General features: G+C 63.5%; 19 protein-coding genes and 4 pseudogenes. 13 read left to right on the top strand and 10 right to left on the bottom strand.

From position 1 onward, the window contains the following. Nucleotides 1-30: 30 nt before the first annotated feature. From rsmG to hemJ, 5 genes and pseudogenes are all read right to left on the bottom strand, one after another. Nucleotides 31-672: a 16S rRNA (guanine(527)-N(7))-methyltransferase RsmG gene (gene rsmG / locus ACQ86E_RS13640; RefSeq protein ID WP_431206469.1), complete on the bottom strand. Its 642-nt coding sequence runs from the start codon at nucleotides 670-672 to the stop codon at nucleotides 31-33. A 142-nt stretch (nucleotides 673-814) separates the two neighbouring features. Next, nucleotides 815-2,695: a tRNA uridine-5-carboxymethylaminomethyl(34) synthesis enzyme MnmG gene (gene mnmG / locus ACQ86E_RS13645; RefSeq protein ID WP_431205817.1), complete on the bottom strand. Its 1,881-nt coding sequence runs from the start codon at nucleotides 2,693-2,695 to the stop codon at nucleotides 815-817. 376 nt (nucleotides 2,696-3,071) lie between these two features. After that, the gene (gene mnmE / locus ACQ86E_RS13650; RefSeq protein ID WP_431205818.1) at nucleotides 3,072-4,430 is read right to left on the bottom strand and encodes a tRNA uridine-5-carboxymethylaminomethyl(34) synthesis GTPase MnmE; all 1,359 of its coding nucleotides are present in this window, start codon (nucleotides 4,428-4,430) and stop codon (nucleotides 3,072-3,074) included. A gap of 310 nt (nucleotides 4,431-4,740) precedes the next feature. After that, a pseudogene (rho, locus tag ACQ86E_RS13655) lies at nucleotides 4,741-6,007 on the bottom strand (transcription termination factor Rho). A 247-nt stretch (nucleotides 6,008-6,254) separates the two neighbouring features. Then, a pseudogene (hemJ, locus tag ACQ86E_RS13660) lies at nucleotides 6,255-6,688 on the bottom strand (protoporphyrinogen oxidase HemJ). Nucleotides 6,689-7,146: 458 nt separating this feature from the next. Between hemJ and ACQ86E_RS13665 the strand changes: the two are divergent. The 4 genes and pseudogenes from ACQ86E_RS13665 (at nucleotide 7,147) to dnaQ (ending at nucleotide 9,976) form a co-directional block, all read left to right on the top strand. After that, nucleotides 7,147-7,986 (top strand): pyruvate, water dikinase regulatory protein, encoded by an 840-nt coding sequence (locus ACQ86E_RS13665; RefSeq protein ID WP_014438838.1) that lies wholly within the window; start codon nucleotides 7,147-7,149, stop codon nucleotides 7,984-7,986. 9 nt (nucleotides 7,987-7,995) lie between these two features. Beyond that, on the top strand, nucleotides 7,996-8,604 hold the full coding sequence (locus ACQ86E_RS13670; RefSeq protein ID WP_431205819.1) for a Maf family protein: 609 nt from the start codon (nucleotides 7,996-7,998) through the stop codon (nucleotides 8,602-8,604). Between the two features lie 23 nt (nucleotides 8,605-8,627). After that, nucleotides 8,628-9,228, top strand: a pseudogene (gene coaE, locus ACQ86E_RS13675) (dephospho-CoA kinase). Between the two features lie 31 nt (nucleotides 9,229-9,259). Further along, the gene (gene dnaQ / locus ACQ86E_RS13680; protein WP_431205820.1) at nucleotides 9,260-9,976 is read left to right on the top strand and encodes a DNA polymerase III subunit epsilon; all 717 of its coding nucleotides are present in this window, start codon (nucleotides 9,260-9,262) and stop codon (nucleotides 9,974-9,976) included. Nucleotides 9,977-9,986: 10 nt separating this feature from the next. Here dnaQ and secB read toward each other — a convergent pair whose 3' ends face one another. Next, on the bottom strand, nucleotides 9,987-10,472 hold the full coding sequence (secB, locus tag ACQ86E_RS13685; protein WP_431205821.1) for a protein-export chaperone SecB: 486 nt from the start codon (nucleotides 10,470-10,472) through the stop codon (nucleotides 9,987-9,989). Between the two features lie 416 nt (nucleotides 10,473-10,888). Between secB and ACQ86E_RS13690 the strand changes: the two are divergent. The 3 genes and pseudogenes from ACQ86E_RS13690 (at nucleotide 10,889) to ACQ86E_RS13700 (ending at nucleotide 13,707) form a co-directional block, all read left to right on the top strand. Continuing rightward, nucleotides 10,889-11,595: pseudogene (locus tag ACQ86E_RS13690) on the top strand (Tim44/TimA family putative adaptor protein). Further along, nucleotides 11,573-13,126 (top strand): murein transglycosylase A, encoded by a 1,554-nt coding sequence (gene mltA / locus ACQ86E_RS13695; RefSeq protein WP_431205822.1) that lies wholly within the window; start codon nucleotides 11,573-11,575, stop codon nucleotides 13,124-13,126. Before ACQ86E_RS13690 ends, mltA begins: the two are co-directional and overlap by 23 nt. Beyond that, nucleotides 13,123-13,707 (top strand): Smr/MutS family protein, encoded by a 585-nt coding sequence (locus ACQ86E_RS13700; RefSeq protein WP_431205823.1) that lies wholly within the window; start codon nucleotides 13,123-13,125, stop codon nucleotides 13,705-13,707. Before mltA ends, ACQ86E_RS13700 begins: the two co-directional genes overlap by 4 nt. Here the strand turns inward: ACQ86E_RS13700 and ACQ86E_RS13705 are convergent. The 4 genes from ACQ86E_RS13705 to hslV form a co-directional block, all read right to left on the bottom strand. Continuing rightward, a complete protein-coding gene (locus tag ACQ86E_RS13705) occupies nucleotides 13,704-14,828 on the bottom strand; it encodes a hypothetical protein (protein ID WP_431205824.1) in 1,125 nt (374 codons plus the stop codon). The two genes, ACQ86E_RS13700 and ACQ86E_RS13705, sit on opposite strands and share 4 nt — an antisense overlap. Nucleotides 14,829-14,856: 28 nt before the next feature. Continuing rightward, the gene (hslU, locus tag ACQ86E_RS13710; protein ID WP_431205825.1) at nucleotides 14,857-16,161 is read right to left on the bottom strand and encodes an ATP-dependent protease ATPase subunit HslU; all 1,305 of its coding nucleotides are present in this window, start codon (nucleotides 16,159-16,161) and stop codon (nucleotides 14,857-14,859) included. 52 nt (nucleotides 16,162-16,213) lie between these two features. Continuing rightward, a complete protein-coding gene (locus tag ACQ86E_RS13715) occupies nucleotides 16,214-16,837 on the bottom strand; it encodes a DUF2585 domain-containing protein (RefSeq protein ID WP_431205826.1) in 624 nt (207 codons plus the stop codon). A gap of 202 nt (nucleotides 16,838-17,039) precedes the next feature. Then, a complete protein-coding gene (gene hslV, locus ACQ86E_RS13720) occupies nucleotides 17,040-17,600 on the bottom strand; it encodes an ATP-dependent protease subunit HslV (protein ID WP_431205827.1) in 561 nt (186 codons plus the stop codon). Nucleotides 17,601-17,809: 209 nt separating this feature from the next. On the opposite strand from hslV, the gene hisB reads away from it, so the two are divergent. The 6 genes from hisB (at nucleotide 17,810) to ACQ86E_RS13750 (ending at nucleotide 21,734) form a co-directional block, all read left to right on the top strand. Continuing rightward, nucleotides 17,810-18,403 (top strand): imidazoleglycerol-phosphate dehydratase HisB, encoded by a 594-nt coding sequence (hisB, locus tag ACQ86E_RS13725; RefSeq protein WP_431205828.1) that lies wholly within the window; start codon nucleotides 17,810-17,812, stop codon nucleotides 18,401-18,403. A gap of 69 nt (nucleotides 18,404-18,472) precedes the next feature. Next, nucleotides 18,473-19,003, top strand: coding sequence for a DUF2628 domain-containing protein (locus ACQ86E_RS13730; protein ID WP_431205829.1), 531 nt, complete (start codon nucleotides 18,473-18,475; stop codon nucleotides 19,001-19,003). Continuing rightward, complete coding sequence (hisH, locus tag ACQ86E_RS13735; protein ID WP_431205830.1) at nucleotides 19,000-19,650, top strand: imidazole glycerol phosphate synthase subunit HisH; 651 nt, start codon at nucleotides 19,000-19,002, stop codon at nucleotides 19,648-19,650. Before ACQ86E_RS13730 ends, hisH begins: the two co-directional genes overlap by 4 nt. A gap of 163 nt (nucleotides 19,651-19,813) precedes the next feature. Next, complete coding sequence (gene hisA, locus ACQ86E_RS13740; RefSeq protein ID WP_431205831.1) at nucleotides 19,814-20,548, top strand: 1-(5-phosphoribosyl)-5-[(5-phosphoribosylamino)methylideneamino]imidazole-4-carboxamide isomerase; 735 nt, start codon at nucleotides 19,814-19,816, stop codon at nucleotides 20,546-20,548. 10 nt (nucleotides 20,549-20,558) lie between these two features. Next, nucleotides 20,559-21,335 (top strand): imidazole glycerol phosphate synthase subunit HisF, encoded by a 777-nt coding sequence (gene hisF / locus ACQ86E_RS13745; RefSeq protein ID WP_431205832.1) that lies wholly within the window; start codon nucleotides 20,559-20,561, stop codon nucleotides 21,333-21,335. A gap of 78 nt (nucleotides 21,336-21,413) precedes the next feature. Further along, nucleotides 21,414-21,734: a phosphoribosyl-ATP diphosphatase gene (locus ACQ86E_RS13750; protein WP_431205833.1), complete on the top strand. Its 321-nt coding sequence runs from the start codon at nucleotides 21,414-21,416 to the stop codon at nucleotides 21,732-21,734. The last annotated feature ends 50 nt before the right edge of the window (nucleotides 21,735-21,784 follow it).

Consider the following 21,784-nt stretch of genomic DNA (forward strand, 5'->3'; position numbering starts at 1 on the left):
CGCAAATTCCCCACTCGACCCCTGAACGCCTCACCCGCGCCGCTCGACGGACGTCAGCTCGACGATCCAACCATCGCCGGTGCGGCTTTGATGGAGGTGCGGCTGAATATTCCAATATTTAGCGGCTTCGGTCAATTCAGCCTCTACATCTTGACCCTTCGGAAACAGCGCCTTTGCGCCCTGGCGCATCAGCGGCTCCGCAAAGCCGATGAGTTGATGTAGCGGAGCAAGCGCACGCGCGGTGACGCAATCGACGGGGCCGGTGATTCTATCCACATTATCCCCGATCTCAGCCAGATGTACGACTCCTGGAGAGGTGGTGACGCGAATAGCTTCACGCAGGAACGCAGCCTTCTTGGCAATCCGCTCAACCAGATGGACGCGCGCGTCCGGCATCCCCGCCATTGCGCACGCCAGCACGACGCCCGGAAAGCCGCCACCGCTGCCGAGATCGGCCCAGCGCTTTGCCGAGGGCGCGAGATCGATCAGCTGAAGCGAGTCGGCGATGTGACGGGTCCAGAGGTGCGGCAACGTCGATGGCGCGACCAGGTTGGTCTTGGCCTGCCACTCCCTGAGCAGCGCGATGTAGCGATCGAGCCGGGCCTTGGTTTCATGTGAAACGGGCGCGAGCTTGAGCGCCGCGGCCTTGTCGGCGGCGATGATGGCGTCCAGCGATCGATCGTTGGCGCTCGCCTTGTCGATCTTCGGGCTGGCCGGAGTCGATCTCGGATTGACGCGCGGCGCCCTCGCCCGCGCCGGGTCGTCGCGATAGCGGCCTGTCGCCGCCCGATCCGCGCTGTTTCACGTGAAACGCCTATGCAATTGCCTTGGAAGTCTTTCGTGCTTCGCGCCGGAGATAAGCCGCGAGGATACCAAGCGCCGCCGGGGTCATGCCGTCGATCCGGCCAGCCTGGCCGACCGTGAACGGACGCGCCTTCTCCAGCTTGGCGCGGACCTCATTGGAGAGACCCGGGACCTGCTGGTAGTCGACCTCGGACAGAATCATCCCCTCGTCCCGCCTGAAGGCTTCGACGTCGGCGCTCTGGCGCTCCAGATAGACATCGTACTTGGCGTCGATCTCAAGATGGGTGGCAATGACGGGATCAATGGTCGACAGCTCCGGCCAGATCGCGCACACCTGGCTCCAGCCGATATCAGGATACGCCATCAGCTCGAAGGCCGAACGGCGCTGGCCGTCCCGGTTCAAGGACAGCCCGTGCTTGATCGCCTCGTTCGGAGTGATGGTCAGGGCCTTCGACACGGCCCGGGCCGCATTCAAGGCATCCATCTTGGCGCGGTGATGCCGCGTCCTGACGCTTCCAACGCATCCGAGCGCGATGCCCTTCTCGGTGAGGCGCTGGTCCGCGTTGTCGGCCCGCAGGGTCAGGCGGTATTCGGCGCGCGACGTGAACATCCGATAGGGTTCACTGATGCCCCGGGTGACGAGGTCGTCGATCATCACGCCGAGATAGCCGTCCGCACGATCGAACACCGTCAGTGCGGCCCCGCTTGCGGCCAGCGCCGCATTCAGGCCGGCGACGATGCCCTGACCGGCGGCCTCCTCATATCCAGTGGTGCCGTTGATCTGCCCGGCAAGGAACAGGCCGCGCAGCCGCTTGGTCTGGAGGGTCGGGTCGAGCTCGCGGGGATCGATGTGGTCGTATTCGATGGCGTAACCCGGGCGGACCATCTTCACCCGCTCCAGGCCGGGAATGGTGGCAAGGATCGCGAGCTGGACCTCCTCGGGAAGCGAGGTCGAGATGCCGTTGGGATAGACGGTACTATCGTCGAGGCCTTCCGGCTCCAGGAAGATCTGATGGCCGTCGCGGTCGCCGAAGCGGACGATCTTGTCCTCGATCGAGGGGCAATAGCGAGGACCAGAGCTCTTGATCTGGCCGGAGTACATCGGGGAGCGATGGACATTGGCCCGGATCACTTCGTGGGTCGCAGACAGGGTCCGGGTGATGCCGCATTGGATCTGCGGCGTCGTGATCCGTTCGGTCAGCACCGAAAACGGCTCCGGCGGCTCGTCTCCGGGCTGCATCTCGACCGCCGACCAGTCGATCGTGGTGCCGTCCAGACGCGGCGGAGTGCCGGTCTTGAGCCGTCCGAGGCTGAAGCCGGCACGTTCAAACGAACTCGACAGGCCCATCGCCGGCGCCTCTCCGACCCGCCCGGCGGGCCAGTTCTTCTCTCCGAGATGGATCAAACCACGCAGGAAGGTGCCGGTGGTGACGACGACAGCGCCTGCCCGGAGTTCGCGACCATCCGCCAGGCGAAGTCCGGTCACCCGGCCATCGATCACGATCAGCTCGTCAGCCTCGCCCTCGATAACCGAAAGTCCCTCGGTCGCCCGGATCGCGGCCTGCATGGCGGCGGCGTAGAGCTTCCGGTCAGCCTGGGCCCGGGGACCACGCACAGCGGGGCCCTTCCGGCGATTGAGAACGCGAAACTGGATGCCGCCGGCGTCGCCGACCCGGCCCATCAGGCCATCGAGGGCATCGACTTCGCGGACCAGATGGCCTTTGCCGAGACCTCCAATGGCGGGATTGCAGGACATCGCGCCGACCGTCGAGAAACGGTGCGTCACTAAAGCTGTTGTCGCACCTATCCGGGCAGCGGCAGAAGCGGCCTCACAGCCGGCATGTCCGCCGCCGATCACGATGACGTCGTAGCTCTCTCGCTCTGCACGCATGCGCGGTCTTCTAGCTCAGAGAGGAAAAAGCCGGAAGGGGAAACTGGGCGATGCGCGTGTTTCACGTGAAACAGCTTCGGCCGAGCGAGCGAAACGCACCTTCTCGAAAACAACCCCATGCACAGTAGAGATCACCTTGTTCCGTCTGCTGTTTCACGTGAAACAAATGCGGACGTCGCAAGGGACGTCGTAGGTGGCGATTGTGAGGCACGAGCGCCGCGAGCAACAGTGACAGCAGTCGCGGCCCCGCCATTCATGGGATCGGGTGGTGTTTCACGTGAAACGGCGGGAACCCAACCGACGGCGTTTCACGTGAAACATGAACAGTGGCCCAAGCGCTAAGTTGAAGCGCTAGTTCTAGAATTAAGAACTAGCACTACTTTCCGATACAGAATTTCTCGAAAATGGCGCCAAGTACGTCTTCGACATCCACCCGGCCCAAAAGCCGTCCCAAGGCATAGGCGGCCGCGCGGAGCTCTTCAGCGGCAAGTTCTTCGCCCTCTTCTACAAGGTCCAGACTCCGGCGCAAGCTATCGGACGCTCGCCGCAGCAGATCCCGTTGACGGACCCGCGTCACCAACGCGCCCTCACCCGTTCCAAAAAACACGCCTGCGAACTTGACCAACGCGTCGACCAGATCGGGAATGCCATCGCCCCGGCTCGCCGAGATTCCGAACTGGCCTTGTGGCAAGGCTTCCCCGCTTTCCTTCAGGTCGATTTTGTTGCGCACGATCCAGACCGACCCGCCTGACGGATCCCGCGTGTCGCCGGGCACCCACAGCGATCGCATCGCGCCGGGATCGACAGCCCGGTCGCCCTCGACCAGCCACAGCACGAGGTCGGCGTCTTCGGCTCGCGCCCGCGCCCGGCGGACGCCCTCCTGCTCGACGGGATCGTCGGTCTCGCGAATACCGGCCGTGTCGATCACCGTAACGGGATAGCCGTCGAGATCGAGCTGCACCTCGATCACGTCGCGCGTGGTGCCGGCATGCGGCGAGACGATCGCGACCTCGCGGCACGCGAGCTGATTCATCAGCGTCGACTTGCCAACGTTCGGCTCGCCGGCGATCGCGACCACCAGGCCGTCGCGCAGGCGTTCAGAATGTCCCTGTGCCGCAAGGACATTTGCGATTTCATCATGCAGCGCTCTGATCGCCTTGACCGCCGGCGTTCGCAATTCGGAGGGCACGTCGCCCTCATCCGAGAAATCGATGCCGGCCTCGATCAGGGCCGAGGCTTCGATGATGCGCTCGCGCCAGTCGCGCGCGCGATCGCCCAGGAGACCCTGTAATTGCCGCAGCGCTTGGCGCCGCTGCCGGTCGGTATCGGCGTGGATGAGATCGTCGAGACCCTCGGCCTCGGTCAGGTCGAGCTTGCCGTTCTCGAAGGCGCGCCGCGTGAACTCACCGGGCTCGGCCGCCCGTGAATTCGGTATTACAGAAATTTCGGCCAGGAGCGCCGAGAGCACCGCCCGGCCGCCATGGACGTGGAATTCGGCGACGTCCTCGCCGGTCGCGCTGGCCGGCCCCGGAAACCAGAGCACCACCGAATCGTCGATCGGCTGGCCCACGCCGTCGCGGAGCAGCCGGCGGCCGGCCTGTCGCGGCGCCGGCAGCTTGCCCGCGAGCGTTGTCAGCACCACACCAGCCTCCGGCCCGGAGACGCGCACCACCGCAATCGCGCTTGGTGCCCGCCCGGACGACAGTGCAAAGATAGTCTGGTCTCGCGGATGCATGGCCTATTTGTCCGGCTGCCGGAGAAAAGGCAAACGCGCTGTTATCGAGCGAGCCGATCCCGGTTTTGCTGCGCTCCAATCCGCAGCACCGGTGATATTGCGATGCAATATAAACTGCAGCATTCTTCTGCAGGTATCTTCGATCGCCCGCGCGATAAGCCAGACCTGAGTCAAGCATTCTATAGATAAATCAACAGGTTTCCCTGCATTAGATCTATGTCGGGACGTTCGTCATGCTGCAGATTTACTGCAGCAATACCGCACAAAAAGGGCGCCCGAAGGCGCCCTCTGATCTCATATTGCACTGCAATCAGGTGTTCATGGAGTCGAAGAACTCCGAATTGCTCTTGGTCGAGCGCAACTTGTCGAGCAGGAAGTCGATCGCGTCCATCGTGCCCATCGGGTTAAGGATGCGGCGGAGCACGTACATCTTCTTGAGCACCTGCGGGTCGGTGATGAGCTCTTCCTTGCGGGTGCCGGAGCGCGAGATATCGATCGCCGGGAAGGTCCGCTTGTCCGAGACCTTGCGGTCCAGGATCAGTTCCGAGTTACCGGTGCCCTTGAACTCTTCGAAGATGACTTCGTCCATTCGGCTGCCGGTATCGACCAGCGCGGTCGCGATGATGGTCAGCGAGCCACCCTCTTCGATGTTGCGGGCTGCACCGAAGAAACGCTTCGGGCGCTGCAGCGCGTTGGCGTCGACACCGCCGGTCAGCACCTTGCCGGATGACGGCACCACGGTGTTGTAGGCACGGCCGAGGCGCGTGATCGAGATCGAGCAGGATGACGACGTCGCGGCCATGCTCGACCAGTCGCTTGGCCTTCTCGATCACCATCTCGGCGACCTGGACGTGACGCACCGCCGGCTCGTCGAAAGTCGAGGACACGACCTCGCCCTTCACCGAGCGCTGCATGTCCGTGACTTCCTCGGGACGTTCGTCGATCAGCAACACGATCAGATAGCATTCCGGATGGTTGTGCGTGATCGAATGCGCAATGTTCTGCATCAGCACGGTTTTACCCGTGCGCGGCGGCGCCACGATCAGAGCGCGCTGGCCCTTGCCGATCGGCGCGACAATGTCGATCACCCTTGCAGAAAGGTCTTTTCGCGTCGGATCGTCGATTTCCATGCGGAAGCGCTGATTCGGAAACAGCGGCGTGAGGTTGTCGAAATTGACCTTGTGCCTGGCCTTTTCCGGGTCCTCGAAATTGAGCGTGTTGACCTTCAGCAGCGCGAAATAGCGCTCGCCCTCTTTCGGGCTGCGGATGTGGCCCTCGATGGTATCGCCGGTCCGCAGGCCGAAACGGCGGATCTGCGACGGCGAAACGTAGATGTCATCCGGGCCCGGCAGATAATTCGCATCGGGCGAGCGGAGGAAGCCGAAACCGTCCGAGAGCACCTCGACGACGCCTTCGCCGACGATATCGGTTTCCGCGAGCGCAAGCTGCTTGAGGATTGCAAACAGCAATTCCTGCTTGCGCATGGTGCTGGCGTTCTCGACCCCATGCTCTTCCGCGAACGAGACGAGTTCGGCCGGCGTCTTCGACTTGAGGTCCTGGAGTTTAATTTCCCGCATTGGGGTGGTCCTGTGGGGTAACCTTGGGAGGGGGTGCGAGGAGGCTCTGAAATGCGGACGCGAAAAGGTAAGGTCCGCAGGTCTGGCAAGGAGAGCGCCGGTGAGGCTTCAAACCTGATGCGGTGTCCGGCCTCTGGAAAGCTCAGACACAACCACATCCGCCTGCGTTGGGTGGGATGTCGCTAATATAGAAAATCGCTTCTCACTGCGCAAGCCGAAGCGCTGAGCGATCGTTCGGGATCGCTGCCTAGAACGGTTTCACGATCACCATGACGACGATGAGAATCATCAGAACCGTCGGCACCTCATTGATAATCCGATAGAATTTCTGACTTCGCGGGCGCCGGTCGGCGGCGAAATCCTTCAGCCAGCGCGAAAAAAGCCGTGGACCGCGGACATCGCCAGAACCAATGCCAGTTTTACGTGCAGCCAGCCGAACGTGAACCAGTGACCGGACCAGGCGAGGTAGAGCCCGGCGAGCCAGGTGACGATCATGGCCGGGTTGATGATCGCCTTGAACAGCCGGCGTTCCATGACCTTGAACGTCTCGGACTGCTTCGAGCCGATCTCGGCCTCGCAGTGATAGACGAACAGTCGCGGCAGATAGAGCATGCCGGCCATCCAGGCGATAACCGCGATCACATGCAGGGCCTTGATCCAGAGGTAGACGTCTTCGAACATTTTTGGCGCCTGGGATTTCTGCCAGCGAATGGAACTGGGGATAGTAAGAACTCGTTAAGGTCTCACCTGCACACATAGTCCATCTGGAGCGCCCCTTCTCCTATAAAGAATCTTAGATTCTTAAGGTTTGAGTCTATGTGACCGTGAATTGGACTCACAAGATTCCGTCCGCACGTTCCCGATCGTTTGTTCACATTCATCAACATATCCCCGGCAGCTCCGGCGACTGCCGAGAAGTCGACCAGCTTCAAAGGCTTGCGCGTGTCTGTCGGCAGCTTATCAAGGGGGTTGTCCGCGGAATCCCATGTCTGCATTTCCGGGGCATCGAACTTGTTCAGCGGGGCAGCGGTGTGAACAAAATTGGCAGTTGTCCCGCCCCTGGTGTCGCGCAACCCTTTCCGAGGGGTTAAGGTCCACAGAAATCCACAGACCACACCCTCTCCATACAAAGGGCTTTTGTGCCGACCTCGAACAATTATTTCCATCTGCACCTCGTGTCCGACTCCACCGGCGAGACGCTGATCACCGTCGCGCGCGCCGTCGCCGCACAATATGCAAACGTCACCCCGGTCGAGCATGTCTATCCGCTGGTGCGCAGCCAGAAGCAGCTCGATCGCGTGCTCGACGAGATCGAGGAAGCGCCGGGGATCGTGCTGTTCACGCTGCTGGAGAAGGATCTGGTCGCCAGGCTCGAGGACAAGTGCAAGGGGATCAACGTTCCGAGCCTGTCGATCATCGGTCCGGTGATGCAGCTGTTCGAGGCGTATCTCGGAGCTGCGACCACCGGTCGCGTCGGCGCCCAGCACGTCCTCAACGCGGAATATTTCAAGCGTATCGACGCGCTGAATTATACGATGATTCATGACGACGGTCAGCATGTCGAAGGCCTTGACGATGCGGATGTGGTTCTGGTCGGCGTGTCCCGCACGTCGAAGACGCCGACGTCGATCTACCTGGCCAATCGCGGCATCCGCACCGCCAACGTGCCGCTGGTGCCGGGCATTCCGGTGCCGGCGCAATTGGAGACTCTGACGCGGCCGCTGGTGGTCAGCCTGCATGCGACGCCGGAACGCCTGATCCAGGTTCGTACGAACCGTCTTCTCTCGATGGGCGCCGACTCCAGCGGCGACACCTATACCGACAAGCAATCGGTCGCCGAGGAGGTCGCGTTCGCCCGCAAGCTCAGCGCCAAGCACGATTGGCCGCTGCTCGACGTCACGCGGCGTTCGATCGAGGAAACCGCGGCGGCGATCATGAAGCTCTACAGTGATCGCCAGCGCAATCGACCCTCCGAGTAAGTGTCGGCGATGGGTCTTTGGCTCGGCAAGTCTCCGTTGATCCTGGCCTCGCAAAGCGGCGCGCGCAAAATGCTGCTGGCGAATGCCGGGCTCGAATTCGAGGCCGTCACAGCCGACATCGACGAACGCGGCATTCAGGCTGCCTCAGGGCTTTCCAATCCGCGCGAGATTGCTCTGCTGCTGGCTCGCGAGAAGGCCAAGGCGGTCTCGGTTCATCGCCCCGGAAGCCATGTGATCGGCGCCGACCAGACGCTGGCCCTCGGGATGTGTCTCTTCAACAAGCCCGCGGGCCGGCCGCAGGCGCTGGCGCAGTTGCGCGATCTCGCCGGCAGAAGCCACGAGCTGAATTCCGCCGTCGCTCTGGCGCGCGACGGCAAGATTGTTTTCGAGGACGTTTCCGTCGCCCACATGACGATGCGGCAGATGAGCGAGGCCGAGCTTTCAGCCTATCTCGACGCCGCCGGCGATGCCGTCACCACCAGTGTCGGCGCCTATCAGCTCGAAGGTCTTGGCATCCATCTGTTCGAGCGGATCGAGGGCGACCATTTCACCATTCTCGGCCTGCCGCTGCTGCCGCTTCTTGCGTTCCTGCGCAGCGAACGGCTAGTTGCGGTGTGAATGGCAGACGAGGCTGGGCGCTGATGCGGATCCTGGGACTGACCGGCTCGATCGGGATGGGCAAATCAACCACCGCGAAATTATTCGCGGAAGCCGGCGTGCCCGTCTACGACGCCGACGCTGCCGTCCATCAACTCTATGAGGGAGAGGCCGCTCCGGCAATCGAGGCCGCCTTTCCCGGGACCACCGTGAACGGCAAGGTCGACCGGCCGAAACTCTCTGCGCGCGTCGTGCATGATCCCGCTGCGATCAAGCAAGCTCGAGCAGATCGTGCATCCGATGCTCGGCGCCTCCCGCCAGAAATTCTTTGCCGCTGCGGAAGCCGCCAAGGCACCGGTCGTCGTGCTGGACATCCCGCTGCTGTTTGAAACCGGCGGCGAGAAGCGCGTCGATGCCGTCGTCGTGGTGTCGACCTCGCCGGAACTTCAGCGTGAGCGGGTGTTGGCGCGTGGCACGATGGACGAGGCCAAGCTCGACGCCATCATCGCCAAGCAGACGCCCGACGCGGAAAAGCGCCAGCGCGCGGATTTCGTGGTGGATACGTCACACGGAGTTGAGCCTGTGCGCGCTCAAATCACGCACATTCTGGCCGAGGTTGTTAAAATGCCGCAGCGGCGAGCCTGATTCGCCGCCCCTCACACGGCGTCTCAAGATCATGCGCGAAATCGTTCTCGATACCGAAACCACCGGCCTCGATCCCCTGCGCGGCGATCGGCTGGTCGAAATCGGCTGTGTCGAGATGTTGAACCGGATGCCGACGGGGCAGACGTATCACGTCTATATCAATCCCGAACGGGACATGCCGGCAGAAGCCTTTGCGGTGCACGGGCTGTCAGCCGAATTCCTGTCGACCAAGCCGCTGTTTCACGAGGTGGTCGATGCATTCCTGGAGTTCATCGGTGATGCGCCGCTGGTGATCCACAACGCCTCGTTCGATATCAGTTTCATCAATGCCGAGCTCGACAGGATCAAGCGGGCGGCGATCCCGCGCGAGCGGCTGGTGGACACTCTGTTGCTGGCGCGGCGCAAGCATCCCGGCGTGTCGAACCGGCTCGACGATCTTTGCTCGCGTTATTTGATCGACAATTCGCACCGCACCAAGCACGGCGCCTTGCTCGATGCCGAGTTGCTCGCCGAGGTCTATGTCGATCTGGTCGGGGCGCGGCAGTCGCAATTGCTGCTGGCATCGGAAGCCGAGGATACCCGTATCCATGCGGCCGGCGATGCGCCGCGGCGGCAACGGCTGGTGCCGCTCGCGCCGCGGATTTCGGATGCCGAGCGCGAGGCGCATAGGGCCTTTATTGCCACGCTCGGTGACAAGGCGATCTGGAACGAGTTCCGGCCCGCTCCAGTCGCCCCTCCGGCCGGTTAGGCCTGCTCGGTTAAGCCTGGCCCGCCTGGCCACCGGCGGCCATTTGCCGCTCCATGTTCTGACGATAGAGGCCGACGAAGTCGACCGGGTCCAGCATCAGGGGCGGGAACCCGCCGTCGCGCACCGCGGTCGCAATGATTTCGCGGGCGAACGGGAACAGCAGCCGCGGGCACTCGATCATGACCAGCGGGTGCAGGTTCTCCTGCGGCACATTGGCGATCCGGAACACGCCGGCATAAGCGAGCTCGAACGAGAACATCACCTTCCCGGCGGTCTCGGCCTTGCCCTCGACCGACAACGTCACCTCGAATTCCTGTTCGCTGAGGTTGTTGGCGCTGACGTTGATCTGGATGTTGATCTGGGGCGGTTGGCCCTGCTGCTGGAGCGAGGTCGGTGCGTTCGGGTTCTCGAACGAAAGGTCCTTGGTGTACTGCGCCAGCACGTTGAGCTGGGGAGCCTGGGCCGCCTCGGGAGGGGTGCCGTTGCCGTTGGTCATGAAAGTCTCTCCTTACCCGATTTGGGCTGAATTTCGCGGCGGTTGGCTAACATAGGGCCGCCTCATTCCACAAGGACGAACGGTCCCGGATGGGGTTTTCGGTCCGTGGCCACAACTGGGACGTTCATCCCGTCCGCCCAGCGACATCGTGCGTTAAACGATTGAAGATGCGCGATTTCCGGGCAGGATCGGGTTTCCCCTTAAGCATAAAACGCGCTACACTCGTGGCTGTGCCAAAAGGCGCCATTGGCCGGGCAAGATTTCGTGCCTACATCCCACGGACCTGACGCGCGGACCTAAAATGGTGATGTAGACTTGCCGTTCCGGTATGGAACGGTCTACTGGCCGGATTGATTTTCCCGGCGACGACCCCTTCGAGACGCCCCTTTCAGAGAAGACCAGAAAGCGAATACGACGTGGACATCTATACCATCATCTTCCTGGCGCTGGCGGTCTTCATCTTTCTGAGGCTGCGCAGCGTATTGGGGCAGCGGACGGGCAACGAACGGCCACCGTTCGACCGCACCGCCGCCCGCAATGCGCTGGGGGTGCTCCGGACAAGAACGTCGTGACCATGCCGGGCAAGGTGATCGACCAGGCCCCGCTGGCGCCGACGGCCGATCCGGTCCCGCCCTCCGACCGCTGGAAGGGCCTGACCGAGCCGGGCACCGCGCTTGCCCTGGGTCTCGACGCCATCGTCGAGAAGGATTCTACCTTCGATCCGCGCCATTTCATTTCGGGTGCCCGTGGTGCCTACGAGATGATCGTGCTGGCTTTTGCCAATGGCGACCGCCGCGCGCTGCGCGACCTGCTGTCGTCGGATGTCTATGAGAGCTTCGACGCCGCCATCAAGGAGCGCGAGAAAAACGAGCAGAAGGTCGAGACGCGCTTCGTCTCGATCGACAAGGCGGATCTCGTCGGCGCCGAGCTGCGCGATCGCACTGCCCAGCTCACGATCCGCTTCGTCTCGCAGATGATCTCGGCCACCCGTGACAAGGCCGGCAACATCGTCGACGGCAGCGCCGACACGGTTGCCGACATCACGGACATCTGGACTTTCGCCCGCGACATCACCTCCCGCGATCCGAACTGGAAGCTGGTTGGCACCGGAAGCGCGAATTAAGGTCTTCCTGAAGAACAGCGCGACGGCGCTTTGCGCTGCCATCGTCGTGCTGTCGTCGTTTTCGCTCGGCGCCGAGGCGGCGCGGCGGCACCATCGCAGCCATCATCACCACCTTCCGGCACTGCCAGCGGCAGCGCCGCGGGCCTTGCCCTATCCGCAGCTTCCCCTGCCCTTCGAAATATCAGGCGCGCAATATCTGCCGCTGCCCTGGTCCGATGTGAAGGGCTGGAGCGACGACGATCATCTCGCCGCCTACAAGACGTTCCGCACGAGCTGCAAGTCGATCAATGCGCAGACCGATGCTTCTGATCCGAAGGCGCTGGCCGGCTCGCTGAACGAGCCTTGCCGGGCCGCCAGGTCGCTCGAGCTCACCGACGACGCCAAGGCCAAAACCTTCTTTGAGGAGAATTTCGCGCCGCTGCGGATCTCGCGTCTCGGCGAGCCCGACGGTTTCGTCACCGGCTATTACGAGCCGGTGCTCGAGGGATCGCGCACGCAGACCGACGTCTACAACGTCCCGGTCTATCGCCGTCCTTCGAACCTGTTCGTGCGCGGCTACAAGCAGGACTCGGTGAGCTTGCCCAACAAGGGCCCGGTCTATCGCAAGATCGGCCGCCGCAAGCTCGTCCCCTATTACGATCGCGGCGAGATAGAAGACGGCAAGATCGCCGGCCGCGGGCTCGAGCTCGCCTGGCTGAAGGACCCAACCGATCTTTTGTTCGCCCAGATCCAGGGCTCGGCGCGGATCAAGTTCGAGGACGGCACGACGCTCCGGCTGAACTACGATTCCTATAACGGCTATCCCTATACGGCCGTGGGTCGCATCCTGATCGAGCGCGGCATCATCCCGAAAGAGGAGATGTCGATGCAGAAGATCAGGGAGTGGATGGCTCAAAATCCTGACGGCGCCAAGGAGCTGCGCCGCGCGAACCGTGCCTACATCTTTTTCCGCGAGGTCAATCTGTCCGACAAGGACGAGGCGGTCGGCGCGCAGGGCATTCCGCTGACCGCGGGGCGCTCCATTGCGGTCGACAAATCGCTTCATGTCTACGGCACGCCGTTCTTCATCGAGGGCGAGCTGCCGATCGAGTCCGAACGTGCCAGGACGCCGTTCCATCGGCTGATGATCGCGCAGGACACCGGCTCGGCCATCATTGGACCCGCGCGCGCCGATCTCTATTTCGGCGCAGGCGCGGATGCCGGCCGGGTCTCGGGGCGGCTGCGCCACCCCATGCACTTTGTCATGCTGGTGCCCAGGGGGATCGATCCCACGGTGCGCGCCGCGAAGCTGCCGGTGCCGGACCCGCGTCCCTCGGAGAAGATCGCAAAACTGTTTCCGCAAACCGACCCTGCCAAGGATCAGGGAAAGGATCAGGGCAAGCCGGCAGCTCCCGCCGCAGTCGTGGCGCAAGACAAGAGTGAGACCGTCGCCGTCGCCAGCCCGGTCCCGCTGCCGGTGCCGCGTCCTGCGATCGACCCTGTTCCGGAGCCCAAGCGGGCGGTGAAAAATCGTTCCCATCGGCAGCAATGAAGCGATCGTCCCGTCCGCCCGTGCTGGAGCCTCGTCCCTCGCCGCGCCGCCGCGCGCTGAGCGAGGAAGAGCGCGAGCTCTGGGACACGGTCGCAAGACAGGTCAAGCCGCTGAGAAAGCTTCGCGGGGCAAAGGCGCCGGCGCGCGCTGAGCCCTCACCTGGTCCAGCGGTGACGCGACCCGCACCGTCGCCGCGTCCCATCGCCGCTGCACCGGCACCGCGCGCGGCAAAACCGGCCATGCCGCCGCTCGCGCCGCTCGGCAAGCGCGAGCGCACAAAACTGTCGCGCGGCCGCAGCGAGATCGAGGCGCGCCTCGATCTGCACGGCATGACCCAGACGCGGGCCCATCGCGCGTTGACCGGCTTCCTGCACCGCGCCCATCATGACGGCCTGACCTTCGTGCTGGTCATCACCGGCAAGGGGAGGAGCGGCGGCGAAAGCGGCGTGCTCCGCCGGCAAGTGCCGGAATGGCTGAGCCTGCCGGAATTCCGCGCCCTCGTCGTCGGGTTCGAGGAGGCCGCGATCGGCCATGGCGGCGAGGGCGCGCTGTATGTGCGGATCAGGCGGGCGAGATTCTAGAACGGCCGCACGATCCCGACGCGCGGGATCAGGGTGACGATCAGGCCGAAGATGTTCGTCGTCCGATCCTCTGACGGAATTGGCGGCGTCTCCCGCGCGGCCGGCAGCATCTTCACGCCATGCAGGATCAGGAACATGCAGACTGCCCAGTTCGAGATCCAGCGCGAATAGTCGAACACCATCGCAAACATTACGAGATAGGCGAGGCTGACGCCGATCAGCGCCGCAACCACGAGACGGCGATGTGTCTCGCTCGCAAGCGCGCCGATCAGGTTTGCGAAGAAGCGCCACAGCGGCGTGTGCAGCCAGATCAGCAGCGCGAACACGGGCACGCCGAGGATGTTGTGCGGCAGGCGGCCCCAGGTGTCGGAAATCTCCTTCGCCAGCGGCTGATACCAGATGTAGCTGAATTGCAGCAGGTCGGTGCGCGACGGATCGGCCATCCGGGTTTTCAGATACGCAACGAAATCCGCTTCCGGGATCGGCATCGTCCCCCAGAATTGCGCGGCGAAGAACAGCGCGGAGACGACGGCGAGCGCGGTGATGCCGAACGCGACGTTGCTGCGATTGCAGCCATAGGTGAGATGATGCCGGATTACGACGATGGTGATGATGGTCGGCACATACATCAGCAGATGGATGTGGTGGATCAGGACGAGGACGATCGAGAACAAAGCGGCCGTCGCAACGAACAGCAATGAGCCCGCCGGCAGCAGCAGCAGGATGATCGCCAGCGCGCAGCCATAGATGTCGAAATGGCCGAGCGTGTGCATGAAGTTCTTCAGGAAGAACGGCGAGCCCGCGATGAACACGAACAGCGGCAGCGTTCTCGCGGTGAAGCCAAACGTCTTCCGGAACAGGCTTGCGTAGAGGGCTGATGTCACCAGCCATGTCGCCCCGCCGATCGCGAACACCAGCCAGACCGGCACCTTGGCGGTGAACAGCGCAACGATGGCCCCGATCAGCGCGCGCTTGATGAAGCCGAAATGATAGTCGACGAGCAGGTGGATGTAGGGGACGTAAGGCGGCAGCTGGATCTTGTGGATGAACACGCCGACGATCACCGCCGCGTTGATCGCGAGCAGGAGGCGCCAGGGATTTTGCAGGATGCGAGCGGTCACGCCGCATCCATAGCGTGGCCGCGCGGAATTACAAAATGAACCGGCTCAGATCGGCGTTCTTGGCGAGATCGCCGACGTGCTTCTGCACGAAATCGTCGTCGACCCGGACGGTCTCGCCGCTGCGGTCGGGGGCGGTGAAGGAGATTTCGTCCAGCACCCGCTCCATCACGGTCTGGAGCCGCCGCGCGCCGATGTTCTCGACCGTCGAGTTGACGGCGACGGCGACGTCGGCCAGCGCGTCGATGGCGCTGTCGGTGATGTCGAGCGTTACGCCCTCGGTTTGCATCAGCGCGACATATTGCTTGATTAGCGAGGCCTCGGGCTCGGTCAGGATGCGGCGCATGTCGTCGCGGGTCAGCGCCTGCAATTCGACGCGGATCGGCAGACGGCCCTGCAATTCCGGCAACAGGTCGGAGGGCTTTGCGACGTGGAAGGCGCCGGAGGCAATGAACAGGATGTGATCGGTCTTCACCGCGCCGTGCTTGGTCGAGACCGTGGTGCCCTCGATCAGCGGCAGCAGATCGCGCTGCACGCCCTCGCGCGAGACGTCGCCGCCGACGCGGCCGTCACGGGCGCAGATCTTGTCGATCTCGTCGAGGAACACGATGCCGTTGTTCTCGACCGCGCTGATCGCCTCCAGGGTCAGCTGATCGGTGTCCAGCAGCTTGTCGGATTCCTCGTTGACGAGGATCTCGTGCGAACTCTCCACCGTCAGCCGCCGCGTCTTGCTGCGGCCGCCGAGCTTGCCGAAGATGTCGCCGATCGAGACCGCACCCATCTGCGCGCCCGGCATGCCCGGGATCTCGAACATCGGCATGCCGCCGCCGGACGACTGCGTCTCGATCTCGATTTCCTTGTCGTTGAGTTCGCCGGCGCGCAGCTTCTTGCGGAAGGAGTCCCGCGTCGCGGCGCTGGCATTGGCGCCGACCAGCGCGTCGAGCACGCGCTCCTCGGCGGCAAGCTGGGCGCGGGCATTCACGTCCTTGCGCTTGCGCTCGCGCACCTGGGCGATCGCGACCTCGACGAGATCGCGGATGATCTGCTCGACGTCGCGGCCGACATAGCCGACCTCGGTGAATTTCGTGGCTTCCACCTTCAGGAACGGCGCATTCGCAAGCTTGGCGAGCCGCCGCGCGATCTCGGTCTTGCCGACGCCGGTCGGACCGATCATCAGGATGTTCTTCGGCAGCACCTCTTCGCGCAAGGAGCCGGTGAGCTGCTGCCGCCGCCAGCGGTTGCGCAGCGCGATCGAGACGGCGCGCTTGGCATCGGCCTGGCCGACGATGAAACGGTCGAGTTCGGAGACGATTTCGCGGGGAGAGAAGTCTGTCATGGGATCTTAGCTAGGGTCAGATGCGGGCCGGGACAAGCCGCTTTTTTTGCCGTCAGATGATCGGCGGCCCCGACTGCCATTGTTTCACGGCGTCGATCGGATGGATCAGCATCAGAATGTTGAGCGTCAGATTGTCGCGAATGTGGAGCGCCAGCATGATCTCGAAGGCGACCCCGAGCAGGACGGTCACCGATACGGGCAGCACGCGCGCGGCGAGGAACCCCAGCACCATGGACAAATTGTCAGAGACCGAATTGACAATGCTGTCGCCGAAATAGTCCAGCGAGATCGTGCCGGCGCGGTAGCGCTCGATGATGAACGGCGAATTCTCGACAATCTCCCAGGCGCCTTCGATCAGCATGGCGATGATCAGGCGCGCGGGCCAGGTCAGACGCAGCAACGGCAGGCGCGCGAACAGCAGCGAGGTCAAGCCGTAGAACAGGAAGCCGTGCAGGACGTGCGAGAAAGTGTACCAGTCTGCAATGTGCTGCGAATTTTCCGAGCTGTTGACCACGCCGTGCCAGAGCTTGACATAGCCGCAGGTGCAGATCGGCACCCGCCCCATCGCGAACAGGATCGAGGCCTGCAGCGCCAGCAGCAACAATGCGATGCCGACCCAGTAGGCCGGGGGAAAGGTCGTGCGTATGCTTTGCTTGGCGCCGTCGGCGAGGATCATTGTGGGCGCATCATCTCAGTGAGAGGCCATCGCGCGCAACCAGAACCGTTGCTGCGCTCCCTCTCCCGCCTGCGGGAGAGGGCTGTCTCCGCAGTGGGATTCCCCCAGAGGAGAAAACCCTCACCCGGCGCTTCGCGCCGACCTCTCCCGCAAGCGGGCGAGGTTACAGCGAGTGTGCGGATCCAGTATTCAGACAAATGACCTACCCGGCCGGCAGCGCTTCGACGGTGATGTTGCGGTTGGTGTAGACGCAGATGTCGGCAGCGATGTCGAGCGAGCGGCGGACGATGGTCTCGGCGTCCTTGTCGGTGTCGAGCAGGGCGCGGGCGGCGGCCAGCGCGTAATTGCCGCCGGAGCCGATCGCCATCACGCCGGACTCGGGCTCGAGCACGTCGCCGGTGCCCGTCAGCACCAGGGATACGTCCTTGTCGGCCACGATCATCATGGCCTCGAGCCGCCGCAGGTAACGATCGGTGCGCCAGTCCTTGGCGAGCTCGACCGCGGCCCGGGTCAATTGCCCCGGATATTGCTCGAGCTTGCTCTCCAGCCGCTCAAAGAGGGTAAAGGCGTCGGCGGTGGCACCGGCAAAGCCGCCGATGACGTCGCCCTTGCCGAGCTTGCGGACCTTCTTGGCATTGGACTTGATCACGGTCTGGCCGATCGAGACCTGGCCGTCGCCGCCGACCACGACCCTGCCGCCCTTGCGGACCGTCAAAATCGTAGTGCCGTGCCAGCCCGGCGAGCTGCTCTGGGAATCCTGCATAAATAACCCTCGTTGTCAGACCTGATTTAGGCGGTCGGGGCCAAGGGGACAACCTGGGGACAACCTGGGCACAACGGGCCGTTCCGGGCCTAGATTTCGCTCACCATAGGCGGAAGTGCTGCCCTGTTGGGGCGTTCCCGCAGTAGCGAAGGTGTCATTTGGCTGTTAATAGACTGGCGTTTCCAGCCAAACCATAGCGAAAGCTTTCAATGCGCACCGCGACGATCAAGCGCAAGACCAAGGAAACCGACATCGAGGTGACCGTGAACCTCGATGGCACCGGCGTGGCCAATATCGCGACCGGCATCGGCTTTTTCGACCATATGCTCGATCTCCTCGCCCGCCATTCCCGCATCGACCTCACGGTCAAGGCGGTCGGCGACCTGCACATTGACCATCACCATACCACCGAAGACACCGGCATCGCGCTTGGCCAGGCCGTCAAGCAGGCGCTCGGCAACATGGCGGGCATTACCCGCTATGCCGGAATCCACATGCCCATGGACGAGACGCTGTCGCGCGTGGTCATCGACATCTCGGGCCGACCGTTCCTGGTGTTCAAGGCCGACTTCCCCCGTGACAAGATCGGTGAGTTCGACACCGAGCTGGTGCGCGAATGGTTCCAGGCCTTCGCCATGAACGCCGGCGTGACTCTCCACGTCGAGACACTATATGGCGATAACAGCCACCATATCGCCGAGTCCTGCTTCAAGGGCCTGGCGCGGGCGCTGCGGGCGGCGGTCGCGATCGATCCCAAGGCGGTGGGCGAAATCCCGTCCACCAAGGGCTCGCTCGGCGGCTGACGTTTCCGTCAGGCGGCGAAACGCGCTGCTCGCGGTCATCACTGAATTCCTAGGAAACGGGGCATCACCATGCCTGTCTACACAGTTCATGCTCCCTCCCCTGCCGGAGCCGATCTGCGCGCGACCGACAAGTTCGTGTTCGTGCGCGACGGCTTCCACTTCTGGGCGATGATTTTCGGACCGCTTTGGCTGCTCTGGAACAGGCTCTGGCTGGCGCTGATCGGCTGGGTGATCTTCCTGGCCGCATTCGATGCCGGGCTGCATAGCCTTGGTGTCGGCCGCAGCTCGATCTTCCTGGCCAATGTCATCGTCGCGCTCTTGATGGGCTTTGAGGCCTCGAGCCTGCGCCGCTGGACCCTGTCGCGCGGCAAATGGCGTCAGCTCGATGTGGTCGTCGGCGACGATGAGGACACCGCCGAGCGCCGCTTCTTCGAGCGCTGGAGCCAGAAGCAGCGTGGCATCGTCAACGATCAATGGGCCGTCGACCGTGGCAGCCCGCCGCCAACCCGCAACACGCCGGGCCAGCCATTCTCGAATCCGCCGCCGATTCCGTCCGGCGGCATCATTGGTTTGTTTCCAGAACCGGGAGGGTCAAGATGAGCGTCGCCATCATCGATTACGGTTCCGGCAATTTGCATTCCGCCGCGAAGGCTTTCGAGCGCGCCGCGCGCAGCATGGAGAATCCGCAAAAGGTCTTCGTTACCAGCGATCCGGACCAGGCCTATAGCGCCGACCGTCTGGTGCTGCCGGGCGTCGGCGCCTTCGCCGATTGCCGGCGCGGGCTGGATGCCGTCAACGGCATGGTCGAGGCGATCAACGAAGCGGTGCGCGTCAAGGCGCGGCCCTTTTTCGGCATTTGCGTCGGCATGCAGCTGATGGCGAGCCGCGGCAAGGAGCACGTCACGACCGACGGTCTGAACTGGATCGGCGGCGACGTCGAAAAAATCACGCCGCGCGATGAAAACCTGAAGATCCCGCATATGGGCTGGAATACGCTCGACGTTCTGCGCGAGCACCCGGTCCTGAACAAGCTGTCGCTCGGCCCCAAGGGCCAGCACGCCTATTTCGTGCACTCCTACCACCTCAACGCCGCCAACGAGGCGGACGTGCTTGCGCGCGCCGACTACGGCGGCCCGGTGACTGCGATCGTCGCCAAGGACACCGCCATCGGCACCCAGTTCCACCCCGAGAAGAGCCAGCGTTTCGGCCTGGCCCTGATCTCGAACTTTTTGCGATGGAAGCCGTGATGGTCCCCGCTCTTCTTACCTCCCCCTTGTGGGGGAGGTCGAACGCGCAGCGTTCGGGAGGGGGTAGCCGCAACGGCGGTGCCCGTGGCTTACCCCTCTCCCCAACCCTCCCCCACAAGGGGGAGGGAGCGCACCGTGTGTGCGGAAAACTCCTGGCTTAATCATGATTCTCTTTCCCGCGATCGATCTCAAGAACGGCCAGTGCGTGCGCCTCGAGCAAGGCGACATGGCGCGCGCCACCGTGTTCAACCTCAATCCCGCCGCACAGGCGCAGAGCTTCGTTGCGCAGGGTTTTGAGTATCTCCACGTCGTCGACCTCGACGGCGCCTTTGCCGGCAAGCCGGTGAACGCGCAGGCGGTCGAGACGATGTTGAAGACGATCAAGATTCCGGTGCAGCTCGGCGGCGGCATTCGCGACCTCGCGACTGTCGAAGCCTGGCTCGACAAGGGCATCAGCCGCGTCATCATCGGCACCGCGGCGGTGCGCGACCCTGAACTGGTGAAGGCCGCGGCCCGGAAATTCCCCGGCCGCGTCGCGGTCGGGCTGGATGCCCGCGACGGCAAGGTCGCGGTCGAAGGCTGGGCCGAGACCTCGCAGGTGACGGTGCTGGAAATCGCGCGGCGTTTCGAGGATGCCGGCGTTGCCGCCATCATCTTCACCGACATCGCACGGGACGGCCTGCTCAAGGGCCTGAACCTGGACGCGACCATTGCGCTGGCTGACGCCATCTCCATTCCCGTGATCGCCTCGGGTGGCCTCGCGTCGATCGAGGACGTCAAGGCGATGCTGACGCCGCGTGCGAAAAAGCTCGCCGGCGCGATCGCCGGCCGCGCGCTCTATGACGGCCGGCTCGATCCCGCCGCCGCCCTCACCTTGATCCGCAACGCGCGCGCCTAGGAGTCATCCGATGTTCAAGGTTCGCGTGATCCCCTGCCTCGACGTCAAGGACGGACGGGTCGTCAAGGGCGTCAATTTCGTCGATCTGCGTGACGCCGGCGATCCCGTCGAAGCTGCGATCGCCTATGACGCGGCCGGTGCCGACGAGCTGACCTTCCTCGACATCACCGCCACCCATGAGAACCGCGGTATCATGCTGGACGTGGTCCGGCGCACGGCGGAGGCCTGCTTCATGCCCGTGACCGTCGGTGGTGGCGTGCGTGATGTCAACGACATCAAGACGCTGCTGCGCGCCGGTGCCGACAAGGTCTCGATCAACAGCGCGGCGGTGTCGCGGCGCGAGTTCGTCAAGGAAGCTGCCGAAAAATTCGGCGAGCAATGCGTGGTGGTCGCGATCGACGCTAAGCGGGTCAAGCGCGCGGGCGGCGGCGAGCGTTGGGAGATATTTACCCATGGCGGTCGCAATTCGACCGGCATCGACGCCATCGAATATGCCCAGGAAGTGGTCTCGCTCGGAGCTGGCGAGCTTTTGCTCACCTCGATGGACCGCGACGGCACCCGGCAGGGTTTCGACATTCCGCTGACCCGGGCGATCGCCGACAGCGTTCCCGTTCCCGTCATCGCCTCGGGCGGCGTCGGCAATCTCGACCACCTCGTTGACGGTATCCGTGACGGGCACGCCACGGCCGTGCTGGCCGCCTCGATCTTCCATTTCGGGGAATTCACCATTCGTGAAGCCAAGGAGCACATGTCGCGGCGGGGGCTGCCCATGCGCCTCGATGCCTGACGACTCCGCTTCATAAAAATGCTACACAGACCGGCGGGGATGGCCTCCGCCGTTGCTGTGTGTTTCCGAGTAATTCCGATGCCGCGTTTCACGATCCACGATCTGGCCGCAACCATCGACGCCCGCGCGGCGGCCGGAGGCGAGGCCTCCTATACCCGCAAGCTCCTGGACAAGGGCGCCGAGCATTGCGCCAAGAAGTTCGGCGAGGAAGCAGTCGAAACCGTCATCGCAGCAGTCGAAAACGATCGCGCGAATCTGATCGCCGAGGGCGCGGACCTGCTCTATCACTTCCTTGTGTTGCTCAAGGCCCGCGGCGTGAAGCTGGAAGAAGTGGAAGCGGCGCTGGACAAGCGTACGAATATGTCAGGGTTGGAAGAGAAAGCTTCGCGTAAGGGTTAGGAGCATGATCCGGATCCGAAGGACCGCGTTCGCGCAAAGTGTGAAGCGGT

The sequence above is a fragment of the Bradyrhizobium betae genome, from assembly GCF_050632175.1.
Classification (GTDB): Bacteria; Pseudomonadota; Alphaproteobacteria; order Rhizobiales; family Xanthobacteraceae; genus Bradyrhizobium; species Bradyrhizobium betae_B.

Bases quoted from the DNA above. Each gene is read 5' to 3' on its own strand.
- hslV (WP_431205827.1), bottom strand. From the start codon at position 17,600: ATGCAGGATTCCCAGAGCAGCTCGCCGGGCTGGCACGGCACTACGATT.
- mnmE (WP_431205818.1), bottom strand. From the start codon at position 4,430: ATGCATCCGCGAGACCAGACTATCTTTGCACTGTCGTCCGGGCGGGCA.
- hisF (WP_431205832.1), top strand. From the start codon at position 20,559: ATGTTCAAGGTTCGCGTGATCCCCTGCCTCGACGTCAAGGACGGACGG.
- dnaQ (WP_431205820.1), top strand. From the start codon at position 9,260: ATGCGCGAAATCGTTCTCGATACCGAAACCACCGGCCTCGATCCCCTG.
- mnmG (WP_431205817.1), bottom strand. From the start codon at position 2,695: ATGCGTGCAGAGCGAGAGAGCTACGACGTCATCGTGATCGGCGGCGGA.
- hisA (WP_431205831.1), top strand. From the start codon at position 19,814: ATGATTCTCTTTCCCGCGATCGATCTCAAGAACGGCCAGTGCGTGCGC.
- hisB (WP_431205828.1), top strand. From the start codon at position 17,810: ATGCGCACCGCGACGATCAAGCGCAAGACCAAGGAAACCGACATCGAG.
- ACQ86E_RS13715 (WP_431205826.1), bottom strand. From the start codon at position 16,837: ATGATCCTCGCCGACGGCGCCAAGCAAAGCATACGCACGACCTTTCCC.
- ACQ86E_RS13750 (WP_431205833.1), top strand. From the start codon at position 21,414: ATGCCGCGTTTCACGATCCACGATCTGGCCGCAACCATCGACGCCCGC.
- ACQ86E_RS13730 (WP_431205829.1), top strand. From the start codon at position 18,473: ATGCCTGTCTACACAGTTCATGCTCCCTCCCCTGCCGGAGCCGATCTG.
- ACQ86E_RS13670 (WP_431205819.1), top strand. From the start codon at position 7,996: ATGGGTCTTTGGCTCGGCAAGTCTCCGTTGATCCTGGCCTCGCAAAGC.
- ACQ86E_RS13700 (WP_431205823.1), top strand. From the start codon at position 13,123: ATGAAGCGATCGTCCCGTCCGCCCGTGCTGGAGCCTCGTCCCTCGCCG.
- secB (WP_431205821.1), bottom strand. From the start codon at position 10,472: ATGACCAACGGCAACGGCACCCCTCCCGAGGCGGCCCAGGCTCCCCAG.
- hisH (WP_431205830.1), top strand. From the start codon at position 19,000: ATGAGCGTCGCCATCATCGATTACGGTTCCGGCAATTTGCATTCCGCC.
- hslU (WP_431205825.1), bottom strand. From the start codon at position 16,161: ATGACAGACTTCTCTCCCCGCGAAATCGTCTCCGAACTCGACCGTTTC.